At 62.5% G+C, this 25747-nt stretch carries 30 protein-coding genes; 13 read left to right on the top strand and 17 right to left on the bottom strand.

Going from position 1 to position 25747, the window contains the following annotated elements:
- Positions 1-111: 111 nt before the first annotated feature.
- The 8 genes from hisG to SB756_RS10690 all read right to left on the bottom strand — a co-directional run bounded on the left by hisG (position 112) and on the right by SB756_RS10690 (position 5533).
- On the bottom strand, positions 112-747 hold the full coding sequence (gene hisG, locus SB756_RS10725; RefSeq protein ID WP_410910803.1) for an ATP phosphoribosyltransferase: 636 nt from the start codon (positions 745-747) through the stop codon (positions 112-114).
- A 91-nt stretch (positions 748-838) separates the two neighbouring features.
- The gene (murA, locus tag SB756_RS10720) at positions 839-2104 is read right to left on the bottom strand and encodes a UDP-N-acetylglucosamine 1-carboxyvinyltransferase (protein ID WP_016501323.1); all 1266 of its coding nucleotides are present in this window, start codon (positions 2102-2104) and stop codon (positions 839-841) included.
- 23 nt (positions 2105-2127) lie between these two features.
- Positions 2128-2367, bottom strand: coding sequence for a BolA family protein (locus tag SB756_RS10715; protein WP_016501324.1), 240 nt, complete (start codon positions 2365-2367; stop codon positions 2128-2130).
- 118 nt (positions 2368-2485) lie between these two features.
- On the bottom strand, positions 2486-2788 hold the full coding sequence (locus SB756_RS10710; protein ID WP_016501325.1) for a lipid asymmetry maintenance protein MlaB: 303 nt from the start codon (positions 2786-2788) through the stop codon (positions 2486-2488).
- Positions 2785-3432 carry a phospholipid-binding protein MlaC gene (locus tag SB756_RS10705; RefSeq protein WP_341797658.1) on the bottom strand — a complete coding sequence of 216 codons (648 nt, stop codon included), beginning with the start codon at positions 3430-3432 and terminating at the stop codon, positions 2785-2787. Before SB756_RS10705 ends, SB756_RS10710 begins: the two co-directional genes overlap by 4 nt.
- A gap of 9 nt (positions 3433-3441) precedes the next feature.
- Entirely contained in the window at positions 3442-3927 is a 486-nt protein-coding gene (mlaD, locus tag SB756_RS10700) for an outer membrane lipid asymmetry maintenance protein MlaD (protein ID WP_016501327.1), read from the bottom strand.
- Positions 3927-4724 carry a lipid asymmetry maintenance ABC transporter permease subunit MlaE gene (gene mlaE / locus SB756_RS10695; protein WP_016501328.1) on the bottom strand — a complete coding sequence of 266 codons (798 nt, stop codon included), beginning with the start codon at positions 4722-4724 and terminating at the stop codon, positions 3927-3929. The genes mlaD and mlaE overlap by 1 nt, the downstream gene beginning before the upstream one ends.
- Positions 4724-5533 (bottom strand): ATP-binding cassette domain-containing protein, encoded by an 810-nt coding sequence (locus SB756_RS10690; RefSeq protein WP_016501329.1) that lies wholly within the window; start codon positions 5531-5533, stop codon positions 4724-4726. The genes mlaE and SB756_RS10690 overlap by 1 nt, the downstream gene beginning before the upstream one ends.
- 248 nt (positions 5534-5781) lie before the next feature.
- Here SB756_RS10690 and SB756_RS10685 point away from each other — a divergent pair, with 248 nt between their 5' ends.
- From SB756_RS10685 to SB756_RS10630, 12 genes are all read left to right on the top strand, one after another.
- The gene (locus tag SB756_RS10685; RefSeq protein ID WP_016501330.1) at positions 5782-6756 is read left to right on the top strand and encodes an SIS domain-containing protein; all 975 of its coding nucleotides are present in this window, start codon (positions 5782-5784) and stop codon (positions 6754-6756) included.
- Between the two features lie 11 nt (positions 6757-6767).
- Positions 6768-7292, top strand: coding sequence for a KdsC family phosphatase (locus SB756_RS10680; RefSeq protein ID WP_016501331.1), 525 nt, complete (start codon positions 6768-6770; stop codon positions 7290-7292).
- An 8-nt stretch (positions 7293-7300) separates the two neighbouring features.
- Positions 7301-7873 (top strand): LPS export ABC transporter periplasmic protein LptC, encoded by a 573-nt coding sequence (gene lptC, locus SB756_RS10675; RefSeq protein WP_016501332.1) that lies wholly within the window; start codon positions 7301-7303, stop codon positions 7871-7873.
- The gene (gene lptA / locus SB756_RS10670) at positions 7860-8384 is read left to right on the top strand and encodes a lipopolysaccharide transport periplasmic protein LptA (RefSeq protein WP_016501333.1); all 525 of its coding nucleotides are present in this window, start codon (positions 7860-7862) and stop codon (positions 8382-8384) included. The genes lptC and lptA overlap by 14 nt, the downstream gene beginning before the upstream one ends.
- Positions 8385-9110 carry an LPS export ABC transporter ATP-binding protein gene (gene lptB / locus SB756_RS10665; protein ID WP_016501334.1) on the top strand — a complete coding sequence of 242 codons (726 nt, stop codon included), beginning with the start codon at positions 8385-8387 and terminating at the stop codon, positions 9108-9110.
- A 175-nt stretch (positions 9111-9285) separates the two neighbouring features.
- A complete protein-coding gene (locus SB756_RS10660) occupies positions 9286-10779 on the top strand; it encodes an RNA polymerase factor sigma-54 (RefSeq protein ID WP_041167860.1) in 1494 nt (497 codons plus the stop codon).
- A gap of 79 nt (positions 10780-10858) precedes the next feature.
- Positions 10859-11167: a ribosome hibernation-promoting factor, HPF/YfiA family gene (gene hpf / locus SB756_RS10655; protein WP_016501336.1), complete on the top strand. Its 309-nt coding sequence runs from the start codon at positions 10859-10861 to the stop codon at positions 11165-11167.
- 12 nt (positions 11168-11179) lie between these two features.
- Complete coding sequence (ptsN, locus tag SB756_RS10650; protein ID WP_341797657.1) at positions 11180-11644, top strand: PTS IIA-like nitrogen regulatory protein PtsN; 465 nt, start codon at positions 11180-11182, stop codon at positions 11642-11644.
- Between the two features lie 2 nt (positions 11645-11646).
- Positions 11647-12501, top strand: a complete 855-nt coding sequence (gene rapZ, locus SB756_RS10645; RefSeq protein ID WP_016501338.1) for an RNase adapter RapZ — start codon at positions 11647-11649, stop codon at positions 12499-12501.
- 19 nt (positions 12502-12520) lie between these two features.
- A complete protein-coding gene (locus SB756_RS10640) occupies positions 12521-12793 on the top strand; it encodes an HPr family phosphocarrier protein (RefSeq protein ID WP_341797656.1) in 273 nt (90 codons plus the stop codon).
- Between the two features lie 88 nt (positions 12794-12881).
- Entirely contained in the window at positions 12882-13253 is a 372-nt protein-coding gene (locus SB756_RS10635; RefSeq protein WP_341797655.1) for a type II toxin-antitoxin system RelE/ParE family toxin, read from the top strand.
- Complete coding sequence (locus SB756_RS10630) at positions 13246-13566, top strand: helix-turn-helix domain-containing protein (RefSeq protein WP_341797654.1); 321 nt, start codon at positions 13246-13248, stop codon at positions 13564-13566. Before SB756_RS10635 ends, SB756_RS10630 begins: the two co-directional genes overlap by 8 nt.
- 36 nt (positions 13567-13602) lie before the next feature.
- On the opposite strand, the gene SB756_RS10625 is transcribed toward SB756_RS10630, so the two are convergent.
- The 6 genes from SB756_RS10625 to pmbA all read right to left on the bottom strand — a co-directional run bounded on the left by SB756_RS10625 (position 13603) and on the right by pmbA (position 18855).
- On the bottom strand, positions 13603-14496 hold the full coding sequence (locus SB756_RS10625) for a ZIP family metal transporter (RefSeq protein WP_410910802.1): 894 nt from the start codon (positions 14494-14496) through the stop codon (positions 13603-13605).
- An 11-nt stretch (positions 14497-14507) separates the two neighbouring features.
- Positions 14508-15119, bottom strand: a complete 612-nt coding sequence (locus tag SB756_RS10620) for a superoxide dismutase (protein ID WP_016501340.1) — start codon at positions 15117-15119, stop codon at positions 14508-14510.
- Position 15120: 1 nt separating this feature from the next.
- On the bottom strand, positions 15121-15582 hold the full coding sequence (locus SB756_RS10615) for a hypothetical protein (protein ID WP_016501341.1): 462 nt from the start codon (positions 15580-15582) through the stop codon (positions 15121-15123).
- A gap of 28 nt (positions 15583-15610) precedes the next feature.
- Entirely contained in the window at positions 15611-16987 is a 1377-nt protein-coding gene (locus SB756_RS10610) for a class II fumarate hydratase (RefSeq protein WP_410910801.1), read from the bottom strand.
- A complete protein-coding gene (locus tag SB756_RS10605) occupies positions 16980-17381 on the bottom strand; it encodes a FagA protein (protein ID WP_341797651.1) in 402 nt (133 codons plus the stop codon). The genes SB756_RS10610 and SB756_RS10605 overlap by 8 nt, the downstream gene beginning before the upstream one ends.
- Positions 17382-17508: 127 nt before the next feature.
- Entirely contained in the window at positions 17509-18855 is a 1347-nt protein-coding gene (gene pmbA, locus SB756_RS10600; protein WP_063426389.1) for a metalloprotease PmbA, read from the bottom strand.
- Between the two features lie 109 nt (positions 18856-18964).
- Here pmbA and yjgA point away from each other — a divergent pair, with 109 nt between their 5' ends.
- Positions 18965-19483, top strand: coding sequence for a ribosome biogenesis factor YjgA (gene yjgA, locus SB756_RS10595; protein WP_027595596.1), 519 nt, complete (start codon positions 18965-18967; stop codon positions 19481-19483).
- A 124-nt stretch (positions 19484-19607) separates the two neighbouring features.
- Here yjgA and tldD read toward each other — a convergent pair whose 3' ends face one another.
- From tldD to SB756_RS10580, 3 genes are read right to left on the bottom strand one after another with little or no spacing between them, the layout of a single operon-like run.
- Positions 19608-21047 (bottom strand): metalloprotease TldD, encoded by a 1440-nt coding sequence (gene tldD, locus SB756_RS10590; protein WP_341797650.1) that lies wholly within the window; start codon positions 21045-21047, stop codon positions 19608-19610.
- Between the two features lie 2 nt (positions 21048-21049).
- Complete coding sequence (locus SB756_RS10585) at positions 21050-21901, bottom strand: carbon-nitrogen hydrolase family protein (protein ID WP_341797649.1); 852 nt, start codon at positions 21899-21901, stop codon at positions 21050-21052.
- An 8-nt stretch (positions 21902-21909) separates the two neighbouring features.
- The gene (locus SB756_RS10580; RefSeq protein ID WP_410910800.1) at positions 21910-25731 is read right to left on the bottom strand and encodes a YhdP family protein; all 3822 of its coding nucleotides are present in this window, start codon (positions 25729-25731) and stop codon (positions 21910-21912) included.
- Positions 25732-25747: the final 16 nt, after the last annotated feature.

Genomic DNA, 25747 nt, shown 5'->3' with positions numbered 1-25747 from the left:
TATTAGCGAATGCTCAGGCGCCCTAGGCTACCAGTCCATCCGCGCGGGCACCCGAGAAAAGTGGCTATGACGCGGATAGACGGGCGCGACAGCGAAGGCCGCGCTCAGGAGTCAGCCGCGGTGTCGCGATTCGACCGCGTTACGCAGTGTGTCGATCAGGCTCTGGATACGGGCATGCTGCATTTTCATCGAGGCCTTGTTGACCACCAGGCGCGAGCTGATCGTGGCGATCAGCTCCTGGGGTTCCAGGCCGTTGGCACGCAGGGTGTTGCCGGTGTCGACCACGTCGATGATCTTGTCGGCGAGATTGATCAGCGGTGCCAGCTCCATCGAGCCGTACAGCTTGATGATGTCGACCTGGCGGCCCTGTTCGGCGTAGTAGCGCTTGGCTACGTTGACAAACTTGGTGGCCACGCGCAGGCGGCCCTTGGGCTCGGCTGCGCCGACCACGCCGGCAGTCATCAGCTTGCACTGGGCAATCTGCAGGTCCAGGGGTTCGTACATACCCTGGCCGCCGTACTCCATCAGCACGTCCTTGCCGGCCACACCCAGGTCGGCGGCACCATGCTCGACATAGGTCGGCACGTCGGTGGCACGCACGATCAGCAGGCGCACATCGTCCTGCGTGGTGGGGATGATCAGTTTGCGGCTCTTGTCCGGGTTCTCGGTCGGCACGATACCGGCCTCGGCCAGCAACGGCAGGGTGTCGTCGAGAATACGGCCTTTGGAAAGCGCGATGGTCAACATTGGAACGTCGGTCCTTAAGCGGCTGCTGCCGGCCAGGTCATCGACCTGGCCGCATTCAATTCGAAAGGTGCATCCTTGCACCTGCGGGCTATCAGCCCGGTACGCGGCGGATTTTTGCGCCGAGCATCTGCAGTTTCTCTTCGATGCACTCGTAACCACGGTCGATGTGGTAGATGCGGTCGATCAGGGTATCGCCTTCTGCAACCAGCGCCGACAGCACCAGGCTGGCGGAAGCACGCAGGTCGGTGGCCATGACCGGTGCGCCTTTGAGCGACTTGACGCCAGTGACGATGGCAGTGTTGCCTTCGACCTGGATCTGCGCGCCCATGCGGTGCATTTCGTAAACGTGCATGAAGCGGTTTTCGAAGATGGTCTCGATCACCGCGCCAGTGCCTTCGGCAATGGCGTTCAGCGAAATGAACTGCGCCTGCATGTCGGTCGGGAACGCCGGGTACGGGGCGGTACGCAGGTTGACGGCTTTCGGCCGCTTGCCGTGCATGTCCAGCTCGATCCAGTCTTCGCCGACGTTGATGTCGGCACCGGACTCCTTGAGTTTTTCCAGTACGGCTTCAAGGATGGTCGGGTCGGTGTCCTTGACTTTGACGCGGCCACCGGTGACGGCAGCAGCGACCAGGTAGGTACCTGTCTCGATGCGGTCCGGCATCACGCGGTAGGTGGCCGAGTGCAGGCGCTCGACGCCATCGATGGTGATGGTGTCGGTACCCGCGCCCTGGACATTGCCGCCCATGGCATTGATGAAGTTGGCCAGGTCGACCACTTCAGGCTCGCGTGCGGCGTTCTGCAACACGCTGCGGCCCTTGGCCAGGGCAGCAGCCATCATGATGTTCTCGGTACCGGTGACGCTGACGGTGTCGAAGAAGAAGTGCGCGCCGCGCAGGCCACCCTCAGGCGCCTTGGCCTTGATGTAGCCACCTTCCACTTCGATCTTCGCGCCCATGGCCTCGAGGCCGCGGATGTGCAGGTCGACCGGGCGCGAACCAATCGCGCAACCGCCAGGCAGGGCCACTTCGGCTTCGCCGAAACGGGCAACCATGGGGCCCAGCACCAGGATCGAGGCGCGCATGGTCTTGACCAGCTCGTAAGGCGCAACCAGGGTCTTGATGGTGCGTGGGTCAATCTCCACCGACAGCTTTTCGTCGATCACAGGCTCGATGCCCATGCGGCCGAACAGCTCGATCATGGTGGTGATGTCGTGCAGGTGCGGCAGGTTGCCCACGGTGACCGGGCCATCGGCCAGCAGGGTCGCCGCCAGAATCGGCAGGGCTGCGTTCTTCGCGCCCGAAATGCGGATCTCGCCGTCAAGGCGAGCGCCGCCAGTAATAATCAGTTTGTCCATTGGAGTCTCGCCGCCAAGTTGGCTCAGGTGCGCTCAGCCCAGGCTGCGCTGCTGAAAAATTTCATGGTTACCGCGTGGATGCTGCCATTGGCGATCCAGGGATTAAGGTGAGCATAGATCGCCTGCTGGCGCTTGACCGGGCTCAGGCCAGCCAACTCGTCGCTGATCACGTTCAACTGGAAGTTGCAGCCTTCGCCTTCAACTTCAACCAGGGATCCCGGCAATTTTTCTTCAAGGAAGCTCTTAACTTCTAGGGCCTGCATGCTCAACCTCAATCGGCGCCCGATGCGCACGGGTCGGCCATCATACAAAAAAGCCCCTCGCCTGCGAAGCCCACCGAGGGCGTGCGCTGACCGAGGGGCCTCAATCAGTGGCGGGCCATCAGCTCGCCAGCACTTCATCGAGGTCATAAACCTCGGCGATTTCCCGCATGTCGTCGGGCATGCCGCGCACCTCGAAGGCCTTGCCGGCGGCTTGACCATCGCGAATGAACGCCAGCAACAGCGACAGGCCGACACTCGACGACTTCTCGACAGCCGAGCAATCCAGCACCAGGCGTGGCTCGCGAGACGCTTCGATCAACGCCTTGCCTTGCTTGCGCAAGCCCGGGCCGCTGCGGTAATCCAGCACGCCAGCCAGGCGCAGCACGCCTGGTTCGGCCATGCTCACACCGGCATCACTCATTTCACTTCCTTGTCAGGCGAGCTGTCCGCGGTTTGCTTGGCCTTGGCCACTTCGCCGGCCCAGCCGTCGATGGTCTTGTCCAGATTGTTGCCGTTGCGCTGCATGGCATCGGCGAACTGGTCACGGAAGAGCTTGCCGATGTTGATGCCGTTGACGATGACGTTACGCACCTTCCACTCGCCGGCAATGTTTTCCAGGGTGTACTGCACCGGGTAAACGGCACCGTTGTTGCCGGTGACCTTCATGCCGACACTGGCGCGCTTGCCGTCATCGGCCTTGGCCGGGTCGACGATGATGCCCTGGTTGTTGTATTCGAGCAGCGCGTTGCCATAGAACTGCATCAGGCTACGCTTGAAGTTTTCCTGGAAGCGCTGCATCTGCTCAGGCGTGGCCTTGCGCGAGTACTTGACGGTCATGATGCTGCGGGAAATGCCGTCGGCGTCCACCACCGGGCCGAGGATGCGGTTAAGTGCATCGTAGAAGGCGCCAGGGTTGGACTTGTACTGTTCCTTGTTGGCCTTGAGGTCGCCCAACAGTTCGGTGGTGGTGCCCTGAATCACATCGTGGGGCGACTGCGCGGCCACGACCAGCAGGGGGAAAGCCGCCAGCAAAACCAGCAGGCCACGTCGCAGGATCGAAATCATGGAAACTCCTTAATTAGCCGGTTGCGCTTCTTTCGGTTCCTTGCCAACGGAGTTGAGCAGGAACTTGCCAATCAGATCTTCCAGCACCAGTGCCGACTGGGTGTCGTGGATGGTCGCGCCATCCTTGAGCACCTGGTCTTCACCGCCCACGCTGATGCCGATGTACTTCTCGCCAAGCAAACCGGCGGTCAGGATCGAGGCAGTGGAGTCGGTCGGCAGGTTGTCTACCGTCTTGTCCAACTGCAACGTTACCCGACCGGTGTAGGAATCGCGGTCCAGATCGATGGCGGTGACCTTGCCGATGGTCACACCGGCCATGGTCACTTTAGCTCTGACCGTCAAACCGGCGATATTGTCGAAGTAGGCATAAACTTTATAGGTATCGCTGCTCGGGCTGGCCGACAGCCCGCTGACACGCAGGGCCAGCAGCAGCAGCGCCAGGATCCCGGCCAGGAGGAACAGGCCGACACCGATTTCCAGGGTGCGGTTTTGCATCAGAAATCTCCAAACATCAAGGCGGTCAGAATAAAGTCCAGACCCAGCACTGCCAACGAGGCATAGACCACGGTCTTGGTGGTGGCACGGCTGATCCCTTCTGAGGTGGGCTCACAGTCGTACCCCTGGAATACGGCGATCCAGGTTGTGACGAAGGCGAACACCAGGCTCTTGACCAGCCCGTTGAGCACGTCGTCAGTGAACGAAACACTGTTCTGCATGTTGGCCCAGAACGAGCCCTCGTAGACGCCCAGCCAGTCCACGGCTACCCACGAGCCACCCCAGATGCCTACCACGCTGAAGATCAGCGCCAGCAGCGGCAGCGAGATGAAGCCGGCCCACAGGCGCGGCGCGACGATGTACTTGAGCGGGTCGACGCCGATCATTTCCAGGCTCGACAGCTGCTCGGTGGACTTCATGTTGCCGATTTCGGCGGTCAGCGCAGAACCTGCACGGCCGGCAAACAGCAACGCCGTCACCACCGGGCCGAGCTCCCGCAGCAGGGTCAGGGCGACCATCTGCCCCACCGCCTGCTCCGAACCGTACTTGGTCAGGATGCTGTAGCCCTGCAGCGCCAGCACCATACCGATGAACACACCGGACACGACAACGATTGCCAGCGACAGCACGCCTACCGAATACAGCTGCTTGGTCAGCAACTGGAAGCCGCCGCCGATGCCGCCACGGCCGACCAGCGCATGGAACAGGAACAGGCACGAACGCCCCAGCACGGCCAGCACGTCGATGGCCGAACGCCCCAGCAGGCGTACACGTTCGAGTAAGGATTTTTTGCGCATCAACGCGCTCCCAGCAGGTCGGCGCGGTAGTCAGGCGCAGGAAAGTGGAAGGGTACCGGGCCGTCCGGGTCGCCCTTCATGAACTGGCGAATCCGTGGGTTGTCGGAGCCCATCAGCTCGTCAGGGGTGCCCTGCCCCAGCACCTGGCCGTCGCCTACCACATAGATGTAGTCGGCGATGCTGGCGGTTTCCGCCAGGTCGTGGGAGACGACGATGCTGGTGATGCCCAAGGCATCGTTGAGCAGGCGGATCAGGCGCACCAGTACGCCCATGGCAATGGGGTCCTGGCCGACGAACGGTTCGTCGTACATGAGGATCTGCGGGTCCAGGGCAATTGCCCGTGCCAGCGCCACACGGCGCTTCATGCCACCGGACAACTCGTCGGGCATGAGGTCGATGGCACCGCGCAGGCCCACGGCCTGCAGCTTCATCAGCACGATGTCGCGGATCATTTCTTCCGACAGCTGGGTGTGCACGCGCAGCGGGAACGCGACGTTCTCGAACACATCAAGGTCGGTGAACAGTGCACCACTCTGGAACAGCACGCCCATCTGCTTGCGGGCATCGAACAGGTCGCTGCGCGACAGGGTCGGCAGGTTCTGCCCGGCAACCCATACCTCACCGCTGGAGGGGCGCAGCTGCGCGCCCATCAGGCGGAGCAACGTGGTCTTGCCGCAACCCGATGGCCCCATGATGCCGGTGACCTTGCCGCGCGGGATGCGAATGTCGACGTTGCTGAAAATGCTGCGCGAACCGCGTTTGAAGGTAACCCCCTTCAACTCGACCGCGTAGGCGCTATCCACACTCATCTAGACTCCTTGCTAGTGCAGCCTCGTCCTAGTGGACGCCAGCCTCCATCAGGAAGGCACAAGCGCCCCTGCCAGGCCGAATAGCGGCGAACTATAGCACCGCTGACGCCACCGCCCCAAGGCCAGGCAAGCAGTCGTTCAGCCCTGTGACAGGCTTTGATGACATTCGCTACAGCAATCGAAGGGGTGAGGGTTTTCGTCATTGCGCGTATAATCGCTGCCTTTTCATCAGGCATTGCTTTCTCGACATGAGCCAATCCAGCGAGCTGATCCAATCCGCCCAACGCACCCTGCGCCTGGAACTCGAGGCCGTAGAGGCCCTGTTGGCGCGCATCGACGACAATTTCGTCAAAGCCTGCGAACTGATCCTGGCCAGCAAGGGCCGGGTGGTCGTGGTCGGCATGGGCAAGTCCGGGCATATCGGCAACAAGATCGCCGCCACCCTGGCCAGCACCGGTACGCCGGCGTTTTTCGTGCACCCGGCTGAAGCCAGCCATGGCGACATGGGCATGATAACCCGCGATGATGTCATCCTTGCCCTGTCGAATTCCGGTAGCACTGCCGAAATCGTCACCCTGCTGCCGCTGATCAAGCGCCTGGGCATCAAGCTGGTCAGCCTGACCGGCAACCCCGATTCGCCCCTGGCCCAGGCGGCCGAGGTCAACCTCGACGCCCGCGTAGAGCAAGAGGCCTGCCCACTTAACCTGGCACCCACCTCTTCCACCACCGCATCGCTGGTGCTGGGCGACTGCCTGGCCATCGCCCTGCTCGAAGCCCGCGGCTTCACGGCAGAAGACTTTGCCTTCTCGCACCCGGGCGGTGCACTGGGCCGCCGCCTGTTGCTCAAGGTCGAGAACGTGATGCACAGCGGCGACGAGCTGCCCCAGGTAGCCCGCGGCACCCTGCTCAAGGATGCGCTGCTTGAAATGTCCCGCAAAGGTCTGGGCATGACCGTGATCGTCGAAGCCGACGGCACGCTGGCCGGGATCTTCACCGACGGCGACCTGCGCCGCAGCCTGGACCGCAACATCGACGTACACACCACCCTGATCGACCAGGTGATGACCGTGCACGGCAAGACGGCCCGCGCCGAAATGCTCGCTGCCGAAGCCCTGAAGATCATGGAAGACCACAAGATCGGCGCACTGGTGGTGGTGGACCGCGAGGACCGCCCGACCGGCGCCCTGAACATGCACGACCTGCTGCGCGCCGGTGTAATGTGAGGAGTGATGGAATGAACCAGGATCTCATGCAACGCGGCAAAACCATCAAACTGGCAGTGTTCGATGTGGACGGCGTGCTCACCGACGGGCGCCTGTACTTCCTCGAAGACGGCAGCGAGTTCAAGACCTTCAACACCCTCGACGGCCAGGGCATCAAGATGCTCATGGCCTCGGGCGTGACCACCGCGATCATCAGCGGGCGTAAAACGCCTGTGGTCGAACGCCGGGCGAAAAACCTCGGCATCCCGCACCTGTACCAGGGCCGCGAGGACAAATTGGTCGTGCTTGACGGCCTGCTCGCCGAACTGGGCCTAAGCTATGATCAAGTGGCCTACCTGGGCGACGACCTGCCCGACCTGCCGGTCATTCGCCGGGTAGCATTGGGCATGGCCGTGGCCAACGCCGCTCCGTTTGTTCGCCAGCACGCCCACGGCGTGACCCAGGCACGCGGCGGCGAAGGCGCAGCCCGTGAATTCTGCGAACTGATCATGCAGGCCCAGGGCACCCTGGACGCTGCCAACGCCAATTACCTGTAAGGCTGCCCATGTTCAGCAAGAAAGCCCGCAATATTGCGCTGCTAGCAGTGATCGCCGCCCTGCTGGCGGCGGTCGGCTACTGGAACGTCAGCCCGGAAAGCTTCCTCGACAAGCCGGTGGCCCAGGTCGACGAAAGCGCCATCGACTACTATGCGATCAACGCCCACAGCGTGCAGTTTCTGCCTGATGGCAAGCTGCAGTACGAAATGACTGCCGACAAGGTCGAGCACCTCAAGGCCAGCGAAATCACGTTGCTGACCACGCCGGACCTGCACCTGTACCGCGGCACCGAATACCCGTGGCACGTGCAGAGCACCCGCGCCGAGGTCAACCCGGACGGCACCGAGGTCGAACTGATCGACAAGGTCCGGATTGCGCGCATCGACGAAAAGCAGCGTGAAACCATCATTACCAGCTCACGCATGACCGTGTTCCCGCAGAAGCAATATGCGCAGACCGAGCAAGCCGTTAGAATCGACGGCGCCGGTGGCACAACTACGGGCAAAGGAATGAAAGCGTATTTGAAAGAAAGCAGGATGGACCTGCTCTCTAACGTAAGAGGACAGTATGAGGCTCGTTAAAACCCTCCCCCTTTTGCTCAGCCTGAGCGCAGCACTGGGAAGCGCGAGCGCCTTCGCACTGCCGAATGACCGTGATCAGCCGATCCGCATCCAGGCCGACCAGGCCCACCTGGATGACAAGCAAGGCGTAGCCACCTACACCGGCGACGTGGTCATTACCCAGGGCTCGATGATGATCAAAGGCAACACCGTGACCATCACCCGCTCCGCTTCCGGCGACATCGATGTGGTGACCTCGGTGGGCAACCTGGCCTACTTCGAGCAGCAGCAGAGCGCGGCCAAGCCAGACAAGATGAAAGGCTGGGGCGTGACCATCCAGTATCAGGCGCTGAAAGACCTGGTGATCCTCACCGACCGCGCCAAGGTCGAGAACGAAGGCAACACCACCGAAGGCGAGAAGATCGTCTACAACACCCAGACCCAGGTGGCGACCGCCGGTCGCGGTGGCAACGTGACTACACCGCGTCAGCGCATCGACATGGTGATCCAGCCCAAGAAGAAGGCCGAGTAAATGGCAACCCTCAAAGCCCAGCACCTGGCCAAGAGCTACAAGGGGCGGCAGGTCGTACGCGATGTCAGCCTGTCGATCGACAGCGGCCAGATCGTCGGCCTGCTCGGCCCCAACGGCGCCGGCAAGACCACCTGCTTCTACATGATTGTCGGGCTGGTCCAGGCCGAGCAGGGGCGCGTGCTCATCGATAACCTCGATGTCAGCCACCAGCCCATGCACGGCCGCGCCCGTGCTGGCATCGGCTACCTGCCGCAGGAAGCCTCGATCTTCCGCAAGCTGTCGGTGGCCGACAACATCATGGCCATCCTCGAGACCCGCAAGGACATCGACCGCGACGGCCGGCGCAAGGAACTGGAAAGCCTGCTGCAGGAGTTCCACATCAGCCACATCCGCGACAACCTCGGCATGAGCCTCTCTGGTGGTGAACGCCGTCGCGTCGAGATTGCCCGCGCCCTGGCGACCGCACCCAAGTTCATCTTGCTGGACGAACCATTCGCCGGTGTCGACCCGATCTCGGTCGGCGACATCAAGCAGATCATCCACCACCTCAAGGCCAAGGGCATCGGTGTGCTGATCACCGACCACAACGTGCGCGAGACCCTGGATATCTGCGAAACCGCCTATATCGTCAATGATGGCCGACTGATCGCCGAAGGCGACGCCGAAACCATCCTGGCCAACGACCTGGTCAAAGAGGTTTACCTGGGCCACGAGTTCCGTCTCTGACCCCGGCACGCGCCTGGAGCACCGGAAAATAGCCGCACAACTGCGGGTAAAGTTGTTACGGTGCTCTAGGCAAACGCTACAATTTAAGGCATAAAACTTGCTTGATCTGGCGCCCCGGCGCCCTCGTGTAGTGGATGGCGCATGCGCGCCGGCGAACAAGGTACAAGCCCCTGCCATGAAACCATCGCTCGTCCTAAAAATGGGCCAGCAACTGACGATGACACCGCAGTTGCAACAGGCCATCCGTCTGCTCCAGCTTTCCACCCTGGACCTGCAACAGGAAATCCAGGAAGCGCTGGAGTCGAACCCGATGCTCGAACGTCAGGAAGACGGCGAGGACTTCGACAACAGCGACCCGATGGCGGACAACGCCGAGAACAAGCCGACAGCCGAAGCCCAGGACAACAGCTTCCAGGAAAGCACCATCAGTGCCGACAACCTGGAAGACGGTGAATGGAGCGAGCGCATTCCCAACGAGCTTCCAGTCGATACCGCATGGGAAGACATCTACCAGACCAGCGCCAGCAGCCTGCCGAGCAACGATGACGACGAGTGGGACTTCACCACCCGCACATCGGCCGGCGAAAGCCTGCAAAGCCACCTGCTGTGGCAACTGAACCTGGCGCCGATGTCCGACACCGACCGCCTGATCGCCGTTACCCTCATCGACAGCATCAACGGCCAGGGCTACCTGGAAGACACCCTCGAAGAAATCTGCGCCGGTTTCGACCCTGAGCTGGACATCGAGCTGGACGAAGTCGAGGCGGTACTGCACCGTATCCAACAGTTCGAACCGGCAGGTGTCGGCGCCCGCAATCTGGGCGAATGCCTGCTGCTGCAACTGCGCCAGCTACCTGCCAATACCCCGTGGATGACCGAAGCCAAGCGCCTGGTCACCGATTTCATCGACCTGCTCGGCAGCCGCGACTACAGCCAGCTGATGCGGCGCATGAAAATCAAGGAAGACGAGCTTCGCCAGGTCATCGAACTGGTACAAAGCCTCAACCCGCGCCCTGGTTCGCAGATCGAGTCCAGCGAACCCGAGTACGTGGTGCCCGACGTCATCGTGCGCAAAGATACCGACCGTTGGCTGGTGGAGCTGAACCAGGAAGCCATACCGCGCCTGCGGGTGAACCCGCAATACGCCGGTTTCGTGCGCCGCGCCGACACCAGCGCCGACAACACCTTCATGCGCAACCAGTTGCAGGAAGCGCGCTGGTTCATCAAGAGCCTGCAAAGCCGTAACGAAACCCTGATGAAGGTTGCCACGCAGATCGTCGAGCACCAGCGGGGTTTCCTCGACCACGGCGACGAAGCGATGAAGCCGCTGGTGCTGCATGACATTGCCGAAGCGGTGGGGATGCACGAGTCGACCATTTCGCGGGTTACCACGCAAAAGTACATGCACACACCGCGTGGCATCTACGAACTGAAATACTTTTTCTCCAGCCACGTCAGCACCTCCGAAGGCGGAGAATGCTCGTCCACGGCGATTCGCGCGATCATCAAGAAACTGGTTGCGGCGGAAAATCAGAAAAAGCCATTGAGTGACAGCAAGATCGCTGGTTTACTGGAGGCACAAGGCATCCAGGTAGCCCGTCGCACCGTCGCCAAGTACCGCGAGTCCCTCGGCATCGCACCGTCGAGCGAGCGCAAGCGACTGATGTAGCCCCTGAGATGAGCCACAGCGTTTGTGGGGCAGGTGCGAGACCTGCCTCTTTATGCACGGGCAACAAAGGAGAAGCTGTATGCAAGTCAATATCAGTGGACAGCATGTAGAAGTCACCCCACCGCTGCGTGATTATGTGGAGCAGAAGCTCAAACGCGTAGCGAGTCACTTCGACAAGATCACCAACGTGCAGGTCATCATGAAAGTCGAGAAGCTGCAGCAGAAGGTCGAAGCGACCCTGCAGATTCCTGGCGGTGAAGTGGTTGCCAATGCCGAAGACCAAGACATGTATGCAGCAATCGACGCCTTGGCCGACAAGCTCGACCGCCAACTGAAAAAACACAAGGAAAAACAGCAAAGCCTGCTGCAAGGTGCAGCTGCACGCTGATCCCCCTCATCCATGATCCGACTTGAAACCATCCTGACCCCCGGCCGTTCACTCGTGAACGTGCCGGGCGGCAGTAAGAAGCGCGCCCTGGAAAAGGTCGCCACCGTCATCGCCGACCAAGTGCCAGAACTGGAGATGCAAGACGTCTTCGAAAAACTGGTCGCCCGGGAAAAACTCGGCTCGACCGGTTTCGGCAATGGCATCGCCATCCCCCACTGCCGGCTTGAAGGCTGTTCCGCCCCGGTCAGTGCCTTGCTGCATCTGCAAGCTCCAATCGATTACGACGCCATCGATGGCGCGCCCGTGGACCTGCTGTTCGTCCTGCTGGTGCCTGAAGCCGCTACCGATGCCCATCTGGAACTGCTGCGCCAGATTGCCAGCATGCTCGATCGCAAGGAGGTTCGTGATCGCTTGCGTGCCGCCAGCAGTAACGAGGCCCTGTTCCAGGTTGTCCTGGACGTACAGAACGAGCACTGAACATGCGCCTGATCATTGTCAGCGGCCGCTCCGGCTCCGGCAAGAGCACCGCCCTCGATGTACTGGAAGACAACGGTTTCTACTGCATTGACAACCTGCCCGCCGGGCTGCTGCCGGAGCTGGCGGAAGAGGCTCTGATCAACACCGAACTGCTACAGCCGAAGGTTGCCGTGTCGATCGACGCGCGTAACCTGCCCAGCCACCTGACGCGCTTCCCCGAATTGCTCGAAGAAGCCCGTGCGCGAAACATCCAGTGTGATGTGCTGTTCCTGGATGCCGACGAAGACATGCTGCTCAAGCGCTTCTCGGAAACCCGCCGACGCCACCCACTGACCAATGCCAACCGCTCGCTGGCCGAAGCAATTCGGGTCGAGAGTGAGCTTCTGGGCCCGATCGCCGACCTGGCCGACCTGAAGATCGACACCACCAACCTGAATCTGTATCAGCTGCGTGATTCGATCAAGCTGCGCCTGCTCAACCAACCCGAGCCCGGCACCGCGTTCCTGGTCGAGTCGTTCGGTTTCAAGCGTGGCATGCCGGTCGATGCAGACCTGGTGTTCGATGTGCGCTGCCTGCCAAACCCTTACTGGAAGCCCGAGCTGCGCGAGCACTCCGGCCTCGACCAACCGGTAATCGACTATCTGGCCGCACAGCCGGATGTCGAAGACATGTTCAGCGACATTTCCAGCTATCTGCTCAAGTGGCTGCCCCGCTTCGCCGCCAGCAACCGTGCCTACGTCACCATTGCCATCGGCTGCACCGGCGGCCACCACCGCTCGGTGTACATCACTGAGCGCCTTGGCCAGTTGCTGCAGCAATCCCTGAAAAACGTCCAGGTCCGCCACCGCGACCTCTAGCCCAAGGATCCGCCCCACGATGCCCGCCCGCGAAATCACCATCATCAACAAGCTGGGCCTGCATGCCCGGGCGGCAGCCAAGTTCGTCGGCGTGGCAGGCCGCTTCCCCTGCCAGGTGCGGGTTGGCCGTACGCCGGACAAGCTGGTGGACGGCAAGAGCATCATGGCGGTGATGATGCTGGCGGCCGGCAAAGGCACCCAGGTGCACCTGCACACCGAAGGCGAGCAGGACAACGACGCCATGGATGCGCTGGTCGAGCTGATCAACAACTTCTTCGACGAAGGCGAATAGCCCTCCCGCAACATCTCCTGCCAATTATCAGGATGCAATCGGCCGTGGTTGTCTTTATACCTATATGGGTATAGATTGTGGCCATGCAATGGATGCATTAAAACGAATCAGGGCGCTGTATTGGGTTGGCAGCAGCAAGAAAGACCTTCAGGCACTTCCTGAAGATGTACAGGACATCTTCGGCTTTGCACTGCACTTGGCGCAGGAAGGCGGCAAGCATCAGCAAACCAAATGCCTCAAGGGATTCTCAGGCGCGGGGGTGCTGGAAATCATGGAGGATCACAACCGGAACACCTACCGGGCGGTCTACACCGTGAGCTTTGGCTCGGCTATTTATGTCCTGCATTGCTTTCAGAAGAAGTCCGTCTCCGGCATCAAGACTTCCAGTCACGACATCGCCTTGATCAGGTCTCGTCTGAAGCTGGCCGAGGCACACTCAAGAGGAGAAATAAATGACTGAGATCGAAGCAGGCAGTGGGAACGTCTATGCCGACCTCAACGGTGCCGACGCCAATGAAATGCTGGTAAAGGCACAGCTTGCCAGCAAGATCTGCAGCATCATCAAGGCTCGGCACCTCACCCAGTTGGAAGCCGCAGCGGTACTTGGATTACCCCAACCCAAAGTATCTGAAATGATGCGGGGCAAGTTTCGCGGCATCAGTGAGACCAAGATGATCGATTGCCTGGCGCGACTGGGGCGCGATATCCAGATTGTGGTCAAGCCAGCCCCTCGCTCCCGTCGCGAAGGGCGGGTTGAAGTCATTATCACCTGAGTGCCGCCTGCATGGAGCAGGCGCACCCAAGCTTGCTCACGACAATGCTGTATCCATCACCATCATCAGGCAGAAGCCAATACACAGCCCCAGGCTGGCCAGACGATGATGGCCGTTACTGCGCGATTCCGGGATGATCTCCTGGGTCACCACCAGCAGCATTGCCCCCGCCGCGCAGGCCAGGCCCAGCGGCAGCAGCAGTTCGGCGATGTTCACCAGCCAGGCGCAGATCACCGCAGCCACCGGCTCGACCAGGCCTGACGCTGCGCCTATCAAGAAGGCTTTGAAGCGCGACATGCCCGCCCCGGCCAGCACCAGCGCAATTACCAGCCCCTCAGGCACATCCTGCAAGGCAATGCCCATGGCCAGGCTGTCGGCGTCGGCCATGCCACCACCGGCGGACACACCGATGGCCATGCCTTCGGGAATGTTGTGCGCGATGATGGCGATGACAAACAGCCAGATGCGCGCAGCAATCACCGGCTGGTTGTCGGTGCCGACCAGCGCTTCTGGTGAGGCGCCAGACACTTTGAGGTCAACCAGAAACAGGCACAGCGCACCGAACAGCAAGCCAAAGCTGATCAGGCCACCCGCCCCCCAAGGGCTGAAACCGATGGACTGGGCCGCGCCCAGACCCGGAATGATCAGGGAAAACGCGGTGGCTGCCAGCATAACGCCAGCACCGAAGCCCAGCAGCGTGTCGGCCAGCGCCACTGGCATGTTGCGAATGACCAGTACCGGTACCGCCCCCAACGCCGTCCCCAGTGCGCACAATGCGCCGCCCTCCAGGGCGCGCAACATCCGTGGTTCCAGGTCCAGCCAGGCAAGGCCACGCGCTACCAACAGCGCGGTGCCCGCCAGCAAAAGCAAAGTCCCAAGCGCCAGGCGAAACAGGCGCACACTGCTGACAGACATCACTTCAGAGCGCATACCGGTCCGACTCACTTCAGGGCTTCAACGTAACGACGTTCCACTTCCGCCCAGTCAATGACGTTGTAGAAAGCACCGATGTATTCCGGGCGACGGTTCTGGTACTTCAGGTAGTAGGCATGCTCCCACACGTCCAGGCCGAGGATCGGCGTATTGCCGTGCATCAGCGGGCTGTCCTGGTTACCGCTGCTTTCCACCACCAGGGTTTTCTGCGGGGTCACGCTGAGCCAGGCCCAGCCGCTGCCGAAGCGGGTCAGCGCCGCTTTGGTGAAGGCATCCTTGAAGGCATCGAAACCGCCCAGTTGCGAGGAGATGGCTTGTACCAGCTGGCCCTGTGGCTCACCGCCGCCCTGCGGCGACATCACAGTCCAGAACAGGCTGTGGTTGGCGTGGCCGCCGCCATGGTTGGTTACCGCAGCGCGCAGGTTTTCTGGCAGCTGCTTGACCGCACCGACCAGTTTTTCCACCGGCCATTCGGCCCACTCAGTGCCTTCGATGGCGGCATTGAGGCCGTTGACGTAGGTCTGATGGTGCTTGCTGTGGTGGATCTCCATGGTCTGGGCGTCGATGTGCGGCTCCAGCGCATCGTAGGCGTAAGGCAAAGCAGGCAAGGTATGGGGCATGTCAGTGAATTCCGTAGGCATGGGTTCCAGGCGCCACGTCCGGCTGGGCAGCGAGTTCGCTGGCCCCGGCATTGTGGCGGTTGAGCAGGCGCTCGGTTCGCGGGTACTGGCCGTACTCGGCGATGAAATTCAGCAGTTCGGTGTAGGTTCGCCCACTGTGGCGCAGGGCTGCGTCACGCAGCGGCTGGGGCAATCGCGCCTCCTGGCTGGCGTGCAGCAGCCGCTGGTGGGCGGCGCACAAGTAGTCGGCGCTCTCGTGCGGCTGATTCAGGCGCACGTGCAGGTCGGCCAGGTTGTGGTGGGCGATGACGAACACGGCCACCGCTTCGTCGACGTCATGCCAGCGCTCGAACAGCACCTGGGCCAGCGCCAGGGCTTGCAGGTAGTGTTCCCGGGCGTCGACCAGCTCGCCTTGTTCGAACAGGCGGTTGGCGGTTTCCGTGGTGCGTTTCCAGTGCTGCATGGGTTGTCTCCTGGGCGGTGACGCAGGGTCAGATACCGCCGGCGGTGAGTTTTTCCGGGTCCAGCAGCGCTTCAAGCTGGTCACGTGACAGGTCGGTGTGCTCCAGCGCCACATCGATGACCGGGCGACCCTGCTTGTAGGCGGTCTTGGCAATTTCGGCAGCCTTGAGGTAACCGATGATCGGGTTCAGCGCAGTGACCAGGATCGGGTTGCGCGCCAGGGCTTCCTTGAGCTTGGCCTCGTTGACCTTGAAGCTGGCGATGGCCTTGTCGGCCAGCAAACGGCTGACGTTGGCCATCAGCTCGATGCTCTCCAGCAAGTTGCGGGCGATCACCGGCAGCATCACGTTCAGCTCGAAGTTGCCGGACTGGCCAGCTACAGCGATGGTCGCGTCATTACCGATCACCTGGGCGGCAACCATGGCGGTGGCCTCCGGGATCACGGGGTTGACCTTGCCTGGCATGATCGAAGAACCCGGCTGCAAGCCTTGCAGCTCGATTTCGCCCAGGCCGGCCAGTGGGCCGGAGTTCATCCAGCGCAGGTCGTTGGCGATCTTCATCAGTGCCACGGCGGTGGTCTTCAGCTGGCCAGACAGCGCCACGGCGGTGTCCTGCGAGCCGATCAGGGCGAACAGGTTCTGCCCTGGGGTGAACCGGACCTGGGTCAGGCCGCTGAGCTGTCGGGCGAAACCGGCAGCGAACAGAGGGTGGGCGTTGATGCCCGTACCCACGGCGGTGCCGCCCTGGGCGAGCGCCTGCAAGCTCGGCAGGGTCGCTTCGATGTGCCCCTTGGCAGCGTTGATCTGTGCCGCCCAGCCATCCAGCACCTGGCTCATGCGCACCGGCATGGCGTCCATCAAGTGGGTACGGCCCGTTTTCACATACTGATGCACTTGCGCCGACTTGGTCTCGATCACCTGTACCAGGTGGCTCAGGGCCGGCAGCAACTGTTCGTGCAAGGCCAGCGCAGCGCTGACATGAATGGTGGTGGGGATGATGTCGTTGCTGCTCTGGCCACAGTTGACGTGGTCATTGGCGTTGACAGCGTCACCCAGCACGCGGCTTGCCAAGGTGGCAATCACCTCGTTGGCGTTCATGTTCGAGCTGGTGCCGGAGCCGGTCTGGAACACATCCACCGGGAAGTGCTGGATGAAGTCTTCCGCCAGCAGTTGCTCGACAGCCTTGACGATGGCGTGGCCCTGCGCTGCAGACAGTTGCTCCAGCTCCACGTTGGCCTTGGCGGCAGCAGCTTTGGCCAGCAACAAGGCACGAATGAACTGGGCCGGCATGCGCAGACCACTGACCGGGAAGTTGTCGACCGCGCGCTGGGTCTGGGCACCATACAGGGCCTGGGCCGGCACCTGCAGCTCACCCATGCTGTCACGCTCGATACGGGTATCACTCATCATCAAATCCTTGCATCAGTTCATCGGGAGAAATCGACGGCAGCAGACGGCAATTGGCCAACTGCAGGGCATAGGGCTGCCAGCGCTGGTTCTGTTCCTGGCGGTCGAGGTTGCGCATGTCCAGCAGTGGGCGCCAGGCCTGGTCCAGGCACAGGCAGCGCCAATGCCAGGGCAGCATGCGGTCGCAGGCGGTATCCAGCAGCAGGCGGAAAGAGGTGAGTGCCACCGTCCATGGCGAGGTCTCGGTGCAGCACACCAGATAGCGGCCTTCGGCAAGGTAATGCTCGATCAGGCGCGGCTCGTCGGGCTCGAGCGCACAGCGGATGCGCCGGCTGAGCCAGCGCCAGTTTTCCAGGTAGGGCAGTTCGCGGAGGACGGGTTTCATGAACATCATCGCCGGGTTACTGGATAATGATATTCATTATTAAGTGATAAACAGAATCACTTCAAGAAAAAGGTGATGAAAAAAACCCGGCGCAGGGGCCGGGTCTTCATTTTATCTGAGCAGTACAGGTTAATGATCAGCTACCAGCAACAGTCATCCGTTCGATCAGAACCGAGCCCGTATGGATGTTGCTGCGGGTTTCCAGATCGCTACCAATCGCGACAATCTGCTGGAACATATCCTTCATATTGCCGGCAATGGTCACTTCCTGAACCGCATGCTGAATCTCGCCATTCTCGACCCAGAAGCCAGCCGCACCACGGGAGTAATCCCCCGTCACCATATTCAGCCCATGCCCCATCAACTCGGTCACCAGCAGCCCGCGCCCCATACGGCGGATCAATGCGGCCTGGTCTTCCACACCGTGAGTGACGAACAGGTTATGCACGCCACCGGAGTTGGCCGTGCTAGGCAAGCCCAGCTTGCGCCCGGAATAGGTGCCCAGCAGGTACGACACCAGCTCGCCTTTGTCGACGAACGGCTTGGCATAGGTAGCCAGGCCATCACCGTCGAATGCCGCGCTACCCAGTGCCCGTGGGATATGGGGGCGCTCGTCAAGGGTAAGCCAGGAGGGGAACAGGCGTTGCCCAATGGTGCCTTCAAGGAACGACGACTTGCGGTAAAGGTTGCCGCCGGAAATGGCCGAGAGGAAACTGCCGAACAGGCCACCGGCCAGCTCGGCGGAGAACAGCACCGGCACCTCGCAGGTCGGTACCGGGCGTGCGCCCAAACGGCTGGCTGCGCGCTGGGCAGCGCGGGCGCCGATACTGCGCGGGTCGGCCAGCAGGTTGCCCTGGCGGTTCACGTCGTACCAGTAGTCACGCTGCATCTGCCCGTCGCCTTCAGCGATCATCACGCAGCTCAGGCTGTGCCGGGTCGAAGCATAACTGCCGATGAAGCCATGGCTGTTGCCATACACCCGGCAGCCCTGGTGGGTATTGAGTGTGGTGCCATCGGCATTGAGAATGCGCGGGTCTTCATCGAACGCCGCAGCCTCGCAGGCCAAGGCCATTTCGATGGCCTTTTCAGGCTCCATGGCCCAGTCGTGATAGAGGTCCAGATCCGGGATTTCACGGGCCATCAGCGCCGCGTCGGCCAGGCCTGAGCATTCGTCCTCGGAGGTATGCTTGGCAATGGCCAACGCTGCGGCGACGGTCTCGCGGATCGCGTCCGGGCCACTGGCCGAGGTGCTGGCCGAGCCTTTGCGCTGGCCAACATAAAGGGTGATACCAAAGCCTTGGTCGCGGTTGAACTCGACCGTTTCAACCTCACGCTGGCGTACCGTGGTGGACAGGCCCTGCTCCAGCGACACCGCCACTTCGCAGGCGCTGGCCCCCTGGCGGCGCGCCTCGGCAATGATCGCCTCGACCTGCTCCTGCAATGCTGGCAGGTCTTTCGGACCTACGCTCTGGACTGCACTCATGGTTCTCTCCACTAAAATTCTGCGTACGGCTTGGGGTCATTCTACGACCGGGCCGGACAAGCGGCCCCCGACTGGTTATCATGGCGACGATTTCTAGCGGACTGCCACCATGGTTGATTCAAACGACGCCTACGACGGCGAAAAAAGCAAAACCCAGATCAAGCGCGAACTGCATGAGCTGGTTGAACTCGGCGAGCGCCTCACTACGCTCAAGGCCGACACTCTGGCGCGTCTGCCGTTGACCGACGAGCTACGCAAGGCCCTGGCCGAGGCTTCCAAGCACACCGCTCACGGTGCCCGCAAACGCCACATGTCGTTTGTCGGCAAGCTGATGCGCGTGCAGGACCTGGATGCCATCCACGCCTTGCTTGAGCAGATGGACAGCTCGACCCGCCAGTACAACGAGCGCTTCCACGGCCTGGAGCGCTGGCGCGACCGGCTCATCGACGGTAATGACGAAGACCTCGAGCGTTTCGTCAACGAATACCCCGATACCGATCGCCAGCAACTACGCTCGCTGATCCGACATGCCCAGCACGAAAAAGCGCGTAACAAGCCGCCTGCTGCTGCGCGCAAGGTGTTCAAGTACATCCGCGACCTCGACGAGCTGCAGCGCGGCTTGCGCTGACGGATCACCCAGGGACCCTGTGGGAGCGGGCTTGCCCCGCGAACACCGGCAAAGCCGGTGCCAGCCACCACCGTTTGGCCTGCTTCGCGGAGCAAGCCCGCTCCCACAAGAGCCCCCTGGGCCATCAAGCGCCTGTACCGCCTACGGTAATCGCGTCCAGCTTCAAAGTCGGCTGCCCTACTCCTACGGGTACCGACTGCCCGTCCTTGCCGCACGTCCCTACCCCGCTGTCCAGCGCCAGGTCGTTCCCGACCATCGACACCCGGCTCATCGCCTCCGGGCCATTGCCAATCAGGGTCGCACCCTTGACCGGCGCGGTAATCTTGCCGTCTTCGATCAGGTAGGCCTCACTGGTCGAGAACACGAACTTGCCGCTGGTGATGTCCACCTGGCCACCGCCCAGGTTGGCGCAATAGATACCCTTCTTCACCGACGCGATGATTTCCTGCGGGTCGCTTTCGCCTGCACGCATGTAGGTGTTGGTCATGCGGGGCATCGGCAGGTGCGCGTAGGACTCCCGGCGACCGTTGCCGGTCAACGCCATGCCCATCAGGCGCGCGTTGAGCTTGTCCTGCATGTAACCCTTGAGCACACCGTTCTCGATCAGCGTGGTGCATTCGGTCGGAGTGCCTTCGTCATCCACGCTCAGTGAGCCACGGCGGCCCTCGAGCGTGCCATCGTCAACGATGGTGCACAGGCTCGATGCCACCTTCTCGCCAATGCGGCCGCTGAACGCCGAACTGCCTTTGCGGTTGAAGTCACCCTCCAGGCCATGGCCTACAGCCTCGTGCAGCAACACGCCCGACCAGCCCGAGCCCAGTACAACCGGCAAGGTGCCTGCAGGTGCCGGGATCGCCTCAAGGTTTACCAGCGCCTGGCGCAATGCCTCGCGGGCATAGCCCATTACCCGTTCTTCGGTGAAGAAACGGTAGTCGGTACGCCCGCCACCGCCCTGCCCGCCGCGCTCGCGACGGCCATTCTGTTCGACGATGACGCTGACGTTGAAGCGCACCAGTGGGCGCACGTCGGCGGCCAGGCTGCCATCGGCCGCAGCGATCAGGATGCGCTCCCAGACCCCGGCCATGCTCACGCTGACTTGCTGGATGCGCGGGTCCAGGGCGCGGGTGGCGACATCGACACGCTTGAGCAGCTCGACCTTTTCGGCACGGCTGAGTACATCCAGCGGGTTGTCTGCGGCATACAGGGCGGCCACTTCCTGACTGCGGAAAGCCTGGACCTTGCCGTTTTGCCCGGCACGTGAAATCGAACGGGCGGCGCGCGCCGCCGAGGTCAATGCCTCGAGGTTGATCGCATTGCTGTAGGCGAAGCCGGTCTTTTCACCGGACTGGGCACGTACGCCCACGCCCTGGTCCAGGTTGAAGCTGCCCTCTTTGACGATGCCGTCTTCCAGCGCCCAGGTTTCCGAGATCTGACCCTGGAAATACAGGTCGGCGGCGTCGATGCCGGGGCCGGCCAACTCACCCAGTACGCTCTGCAGGCTGTCCAGGGTCAAGCCGCCTGGGGCCAGGAGCTGCTCACTGACGGTGGATAACATCTGGCTCATAGTCACTCCGAGGTGTGCGCAGGCCGCAACGCGCCCTGCGAGAAAAAGCGCCGGTGCGATACCACCGGCATGCGCGCCCGGATGGACGCTTGTTCTTCAATGTCGCGCTCGGCAAGCAGTACTGCTTCGCCTTGCGCCTGTTGTGCGACGATGCGCCCCCAAGGGTCGACGATCGCCGCATGGCCATGGGTTTCCCGAGGGCCTGGATGGGTGCCGCCCTGCGCCGCAGCCAGCAGGTAGCACTGGGTTTCGATTGCGCGGGCGCGTACCAGCACCTCCCAATGTGCCGCCCCTGTCACGGCTGTAAAGGCCGCTGGGGCAGTGATCAGTTCCGCGCCGGCAGCACGCAGTGCGCTGTACAGCTCAGGAAAGCGCAAGTCGTAGCACACACTCAGCCCCAACCGCCCAACCGGCGTGTCAGCCACCACCACCTGGGCGCCATGGGCGTAGTCATCCGACTCACGGTACCGACCGCGGTTGTCGGCAACGTCCACGTCGAACAGGTGCAGCTTGTCATAGCGTGCCGCCACCTCGCCGTGTTCGTCGATCAGCAGCGAGCAGGCATGCGCCTTGGCCTCGGGCTGGCCGACCGGAGGCAAGGGCAAGGTACCGGCCACAACCCATAACTTGAGGTCGCGGGCGGTGCGTTTCAACCATGGGAGGATCGGCCCTTCCCCCAATGCTTCGGCGCGGCCGATGGCAGCGGCGTCCTTGCGGCCCATGGCGGCGAAGTTTTCCGGCAGCACCGCCAGCCGTGCGCCGCCAGATGCGGCCTGCTCCAACAGGGCACCGGCACGTTGCAGGTTGGCCAGCACATCATCCTGGCTGACCATCTGGATTACCGCTGCCTTCATGGGCACTCCTAGCGGGTTTTCTCGAAAGGTTTCACAAATGTGATTCTAGGCTCTTTCCACGGCCCTTCGACACGGTAGTGCACGCTGGCAAAGCGCGACACGCGGTCACCGATCAACCGGTCGACCAGGAACAGCGCGCCGCCTACGGCTGGCGCACCGATAATCAGTGCCGCCAGCGGCAGGTTGTTGGTCACCGGCAGGCTCACTTGCAGGTTGGCATCGACCCGGTCGCGCACCATGTCCAGGGTGCCCTCCAGCTCAAAGTTGCTCGACGGGCCAGTGACACTGATCGGCTCGCGGGTGACATAGACACCATTACTGGCCACGAGCAGGCCTTTGACCCGGTCATAGGCGAGGCCCTTTTCGAACAGGTCGGAGAAGTCCAGGCGCAGGCGCCGGCCAATGGAGTTGAAGTTGAGCAGGCCGAACACGCGCAGTGCCTGTGCACTGCCTTCGACTTCGACGAACTGGCCGGTGCGCAGCGCCGCGTCCATGCTGCCAGAGAAGCGCTTCAGGCCCACCGCAGCGGGCGAACCCGGCCAGCGGCCGTCCACATCCAGGCGGAAGTCACGGCTGGTCACAGTCGGAGCGAAGCCCCAGGCCTTGAGCACATCGGCCAGGTTCTTGCCGTCCAGGCGCCCTTTGTACCAGCTGCTGGTGCTGCCCTGCTGACCCTCCCAGCCGCCACCGCCGTCGATGCGCAGCCCTTTGAAGTCGAGGTCGATATCGCTGGCGGTCACGCCCCGCGCTGTCGGTCGCAATTTGATCGCCGCGCTGCCGAACAGGTCGTCGCCGCGGTAAAGCTTGTCGATGCTCAAGTCCAGCGCCGGTACCTTGCGCGGGTCGAACGAGGCCAACGGGTCCGGGCCCTCTTCGGCCTGAGCCTGGGCAGGGTCGGCAGCGGGCAGGCGCAGGGTCTGCATACGCACGACCATTGGCGCACCCTTGGCATCCGGCACACGGGCGTTGCCAATCACTTCCTTGCTGTCCAGGCGCAGGTCCCAGGCCGGGCCGCCACGGGCCATACGCACCACGGCCTGGTTCAGGTCCATGCCGAAGGCTTTCAGCTGGCCGATGCTCAGGTCGACACTTTGCAGGTTCTGTCGCGCGCTGCCACCTGGGTCGTCACCGGCAAGCCGGGCCGCCTGTTCTTGCCAGGGCGCCAGGTCCAGCGACTCCAGGCGCCCGCGTACCCGCAAACCCTGGCCAGCCGGGAGTTGGGCGTCACCAGTGCCCAACAGCAATTCACCACGCCCCTGCATGAGCTTGTCGGCCGGTGCGGCGTAGGCAAAGCGTGCAAGGTCGGTGTAAGCGGCATCGAACCGCCGCTCCTGGCCTTGCAGGCTCATGCTGAAACGGCTGTCGCGGGTGTCTGCTGCGGCTTTGCCGAAGGGCGCCGGCAGGTCGATGGCCAAGCCCTTCAGGTTCGAATTGACGCTCAGCCGGTTGTCCCGGCTACCCAGGCTGAGTTGCAACTGGTAAGGCAGGTCACCGGACGCTGGCAAAGCCTGTTTGAACTGCAGCCAGTCGGTCAGTGCCTTGAGCGATACCTGGCCATTGGCGTCGATGCGCGTCTGCATCTGCCCCGGCTGGCCTTCGGCAGTAATTTGCGCCGTCACCGGCTTGCCGAACGCCTGCAGGCTGATGCCCTTGCCACTCAGGCCTTTGTCAAAATCGAAGCTGAAATCACCCTTCAAGCGGCTCAACTCCAGGCTCGGCGGGGCAACTTTCAGGCGCGCATCGCTGGTGGCGAAATCCACCTGCACTTTCGGCCGTTCCCCACGAGCCAGCGGGATGTCGAGCTTGACCTTGCCCTTCAACGGCCCTTCGCCCTCCCAGCCGGCGAAGATCTCGCCCGTGCCGATCGGCGCTTCCTTGAGTATTTTCAGGCCATCGCCCAGGCTGCCGTCGAAGTCGCCATCCAGGTACAGGCGACTGTGCTGCTCACCCTCGACATGCGGGATATCAACGCTGACATCGCTCACCTTGGTGTCGAGCAACAGGCCACGCTGGGCCTTGATGCGCACACCGCTGTCCTCGATGAACACATCGCCATCTACGTGCTGAACCTGCGGCCAGCCAGGCTGGAAGTCCAGCGCCGCGTCCCGCACCTTGAAAAACAGGCTGATGCTGCGGGCTTGCGGTGCGGCGCCATGATTCAGCGAGCCCTGGTACTGGAAGTAGCCCTCATCCACCGTGCCTTTGACGATGGCGCTGCGCAGCCATTCGTCGAGGGCCGGGCTGAGCACCTCGGGCAGGTACTTGGCGGTGTAGCGGCCATCGCCCTCGGTGAGGCCGACACGCAGGTCCATGTAGTCCTCGCGGCCTTCTTCGAACAACAGGCGAATAAGGAAGTCACCAGCAATCTTGCCCTCCTCGCCCAACACCTTGAGGTAAGGCGCAACCAGGGTGAAGCCTTCCTTGTCCAGCGCCCAGGTGAGGCGCGCGTTGGCTTTCTGGTAGTGCCAGGGTTTAGCGAAGATCGGGTACAGGTGCAGCATGAATGCATCGGTATCCAGGCGCAGTTCACCATGCCCCAGGTCGCCGCTGATGCTGCCGCTGACGTTACCGGCAGCCGGGGCACCGTGATAGGCATCGAAACCGACCTTCTCCAGGTTGGCGTCGAATTGCAGGCGCTGGTCACCCTCGGCCTTGGGCCGGGCCTCCAGCCGTACATTGCGCAACGCGCCGGTTACCTTGAGGCCATCGACTACGGCCATGACATTGTCAGGCAGCGGTGCCAGGGCTTCGATCAGCGGGGTAAGGGGCGTAAGGTGCAGCCGGTCAGCCTGCAGCTTCCAGCTTTCATCAGCAGCGCTCTGGCCGGGACGCTGCTGCAACTGCAGGTGCGACTCCCAACGGGTCTTGCCGATGTCCATGGCCAGGGAGTCGACCACTACATCAAAGCCTTGGGCCTGGCGCTGGAACCAGGCGCCCACAGCCAGGTTGTTCAGTGTCGCGGACTTGCGCCCGGCATAACCGCCCTGCAGCTCGGGTGCATTGAGCCGCACCACTGCCTGCTGCAATTGCCCTTCGCGCCAGTCGACCCACAACTCGCCGCCCGCTCGCAGCGCCTCGGCATGCCACTGGCCCAGCAGGCGTGGGGGCAACCATCGCGCCCAGTCACTTTGCGGCAGGCTCAGGTAGGCATCTACCTGGGCGTCACGCCAGGCCTTTGCCGACGCACGGCTACGCAGGTTCAGCGCCAGGGGCTGGCCATCGGGCAGGGTCGCACTCAAGTCCAGGGCCTGGCGCGAAGCACCCGCCTGCAGGCCGGCGCTCACATACGTCAGGGTGAGCGGGTCTCGCTGCCACGGGTGCAAGGTGACCTGGCTGTTGAACACATCAATGCGGCCCAGCTGGCGCAGGCGCTGCAGCAGTTCGGCGGGGTCAAGCGGCGCATCGTCCTTCTTCGGCAGGCCTTCAAGGTCCCAGGCCCCCTGCTCGTTCTCACGCAGGATCAGTTGCAGGCCACCCAACTGTATACGCGCCAGGCGCACTTCGCGGGCACTGAGGCTGGCCCAGACATCGGGCACAACCTTGACGTCGTCCAGGCGCAGCGCCGTCGCGCCTTCACCCAGTTGCAGGTCACGCACACGCAGCACCGGTGCCAGGCCGCTCCAGCGCCCCTCAAGGGCACCGACATGCACCGGCAGCCCCAGCGCCTGCTCGGCTTTGCGTTCCACATCGGCACGGTATTCGGCCACCAGCGGTACCAGCTCGCGGCCGAGGCTGACATACAACGCCACCAATACCGCCAGCAGGGCGCAAAAGCCCAGCCCCCAGCGGGTCAAGGCGACAAGAACGCGGGTCAGACGTCCCATGGCCATGGCCCTCCAAGTCGTT

It is taken from the genome of Pseudomonas sp. SIMBA_068 (genome assembly GCF_046534705.1).
Taxonomy (GTDB): Bacteria; Pseudomonadota; Gammaproteobacteria; order Pseudomonadales; family Pseudomonadaceae; genus Aquipseudomonas; species Aquipseudomonas putida.
Note: the sequence above shows the minus strand (reverse complement) of the source record. Positions and strands in the feature narration are given on the sequence as shown.

What these genes read in the sequence shown, in the direction of transcription:
- hisG (WP_410910803.1), bottom strand. Translation starts at nt 747, where the DNA reads ATGTTGACCATCGCGCTTTCCAAAGGCCGTATTCTCGACGACACCCTG.
- murA (WP_016501323.1), bottom strand. Translation starts at nt 2,104, where the DNA reads ATGGACAAACTGATTATTACTGGCGGCGCTCGCCTTGACGGCGAGATC.
- SB756_RS10715 (WP_016501324.1), bottom strand. Translation starts at nt 2,367, where the DNA reads ATGCAGGCCCTAGAAGTTAAGAGCTTCCTTGAAGAAAAATTGCCGGGA.
- SB756_RS10710 (WP_016501325.1), bottom strand. Translation starts at nt 2,788, where the DNA reads ATGAGTGATGCCGGTGTGAGCATGGCCGAACCAGGCGTGCTGCGCCTG.
- SB756_RS10705 (WP_341797658.1), bottom strand. Translation starts at nt 3,432, where the DNA reads ATGATTTCGATCCTGCGACGTGGCCTGCTGGTTTTGCTGGCGGCTTTC.
- mlaD (WP_016501327.1), bottom strand. Translation starts at nt 3,927, where the DNA reads ATGCAAAACCGCACCCTGGAAATCGGTGTCGGCCTGTTCCTCCTGGCC.
- mlaE (WP_016501328.1), bottom strand. Translation starts at nt 4,724, where the DNA reads ATGCGCAAAAAATCCTTACTCGAACGTGTACGCCTGCTGGGGCGTTCG.
- SB756_RS10690 (WP_016501329.1), bottom strand. Translation starts at nt 5,533, where the DNA reads ATGAGTGTGGATAGCGCCTACGCGGTCGAGTTGAAGGGGGTTACCTTC.
- SB756_RS10685 (WP_016501330.1), top strand. Translation starts at nt 5,782, where the DNA reads ATGAGCCAATCCAGCGAGCTGATCCAATCCGCCCAACGCACCCTGCGC.
- SB756_RS10680 (WP_016501331.1), top strand. Translation starts at nt 6,768, where the DNA reads ATGAACCAGGATCTCATGCAACGCGGCAAAACCATCAAACTGGCAGTG.
- lptC (WP_016501332.1), top strand. Translation starts at nt 7,301, where the DNA reads ATGTTCAGCAAGAAAGCCCGCAATATTGCGCTGCTAGCAGTGATCGCC.
- lptA (WP_016501333.1), top strand. Translation starts at nt 7,860, where the DNA reads ATGAGGCTCGTTAAAACCCTCCCCCTTTTGCTCAGCCTGAGCGCAGCA.
- lptB (WP_016501334.1), top strand. Translation starts at nt 8,385, where the DNA reads ATGGCAACCCTCAAAGCCCAGCACCTGGCCAAGAGCTACAAGGGGCGG.
- SB756_RS10660 (WP_041167860.1), top strand. Translation starts at nt 9,286, where the DNA reads ATGAAACCATCGCTCGTCCTAAAAATGGGCCAGCAACTGACGATGACA.
- hpf (WP_016501336.1), top strand. Translation starts at nt 10,859, where the DNA reads ATGCAAGTCAATATCAGTGGACAGCATGTAGAAGTCACCCCACCGCTG.
- ptsN (WP_341797657.1), top strand. Translation starts at nt 11,180, where the DNA reads ATGATCCGACTTGAAACCATCCTGACCCCCGGCCGTTCACTCGTGAAC.
- rapZ (WP_016501338.1), top strand. Translation starts at nt 11,647, where the DNA reads ATGCGCCTGATCATTGTCAGCGGCCGCTCCGGCTCCGGCAAGAGCACC.
- SB756_RS10640 (WP_341797656.1), top strand. Translation starts at nt 12,521, where the DNA reads ATGCCCGCCCGCGAAATCACCATCATCAACAAGCTGGGCCTGCATGCC.
- SB756_RS10635 (WP_341797655.1), top strand. Translation starts at nt 12,882, where the DNA reads ATGGATGCATTAAAACGAATCAGGGCGCTGTATTGGGTTGGCAGCAGC.
- SB756_RS10630 (WP_341797654.1), top strand. Translation starts at nt 13,246, where the DNA reads ATGACTGAGATCGAAGCAGGCAGTGGGAACGTCTATGCCGACCTCAAC.
- SB756_RS10625 (WP_410910802.1), bottom strand. Translation starts at nt 14,496, where the DNA reads ATGCGCTCTGAAGTGATGTCTGTCAGCAGTGTGCGCCTGTTTCGCCTG.
- SB756_RS10620 (WP_016501340.1), bottom strand. Translation starts at nt 15,119, where the DNA reads ATGCCCCATACCTTGCCTGCTTTGCCTTACGCCTACGATGCGCTGGAG.
- SB756_RS10615 (WP_016501341.1), bottom strand. Translation starts at nt 15,582, where the DNA reads ATGCAGCACTGGAAACGCACCACGGAAACCGCCAACCGCCTGTTCGAA.
- SB756_RS10610 (WP_410910801.1), bottom strand. Translation starts at nt 16,987, where the DNA reads ATGAGTGATACCCGTATCGAGCGTGACAGCATGGGTGAGCTGCAGGTG.
- SB756_RS10605 (WP_341797651.1), bottom strand. Translation starts at nt 17,381, where the DNA reads ATGATGTTCATGAAACCCGTCCTCCGCGAACTGCCCTACCTGGAAAAC.
- pmbA (WP_063426389.1), bottom strand. Translation starts at nt 18,855, where the DNA reads ATGAGTGCAGTCCAGAGCGTAGGTCCGAAAGACCTGCCAGCATTGCAG.
- yjgA (WP_027595596.1), top strand. Translation starts at nt 18,965, where the DNA reads ATGGTTGATTCAAACGACGCCTACGACGGCGAAAAAAGCAAAACCCAG.
- tldD (WP_341797650.1), bottom strand. Translation starts at nt 21,047, where the DNA reads ATGAGCCAGATGTTATCCACCGTCAGTGAGCAGCTCCTGGCCCCAGGC.
- SB756_RS10585 (WP_341797649.1), bottom strand. Translation starts at nt 21,901, where the DNA reads ATGAAGGCAGCGGTAATCCAGATGGTCAGCCAGGATGATGTGCTGGCC.
- SB756_RS10580 (WP_410910800.1), bottom strand. Translation starts at nt 25,731, where the DNA reads ATGGCCATGGGACGTCTGACCCGCGTTCTTGTCGCCTTGACCCGCTGG.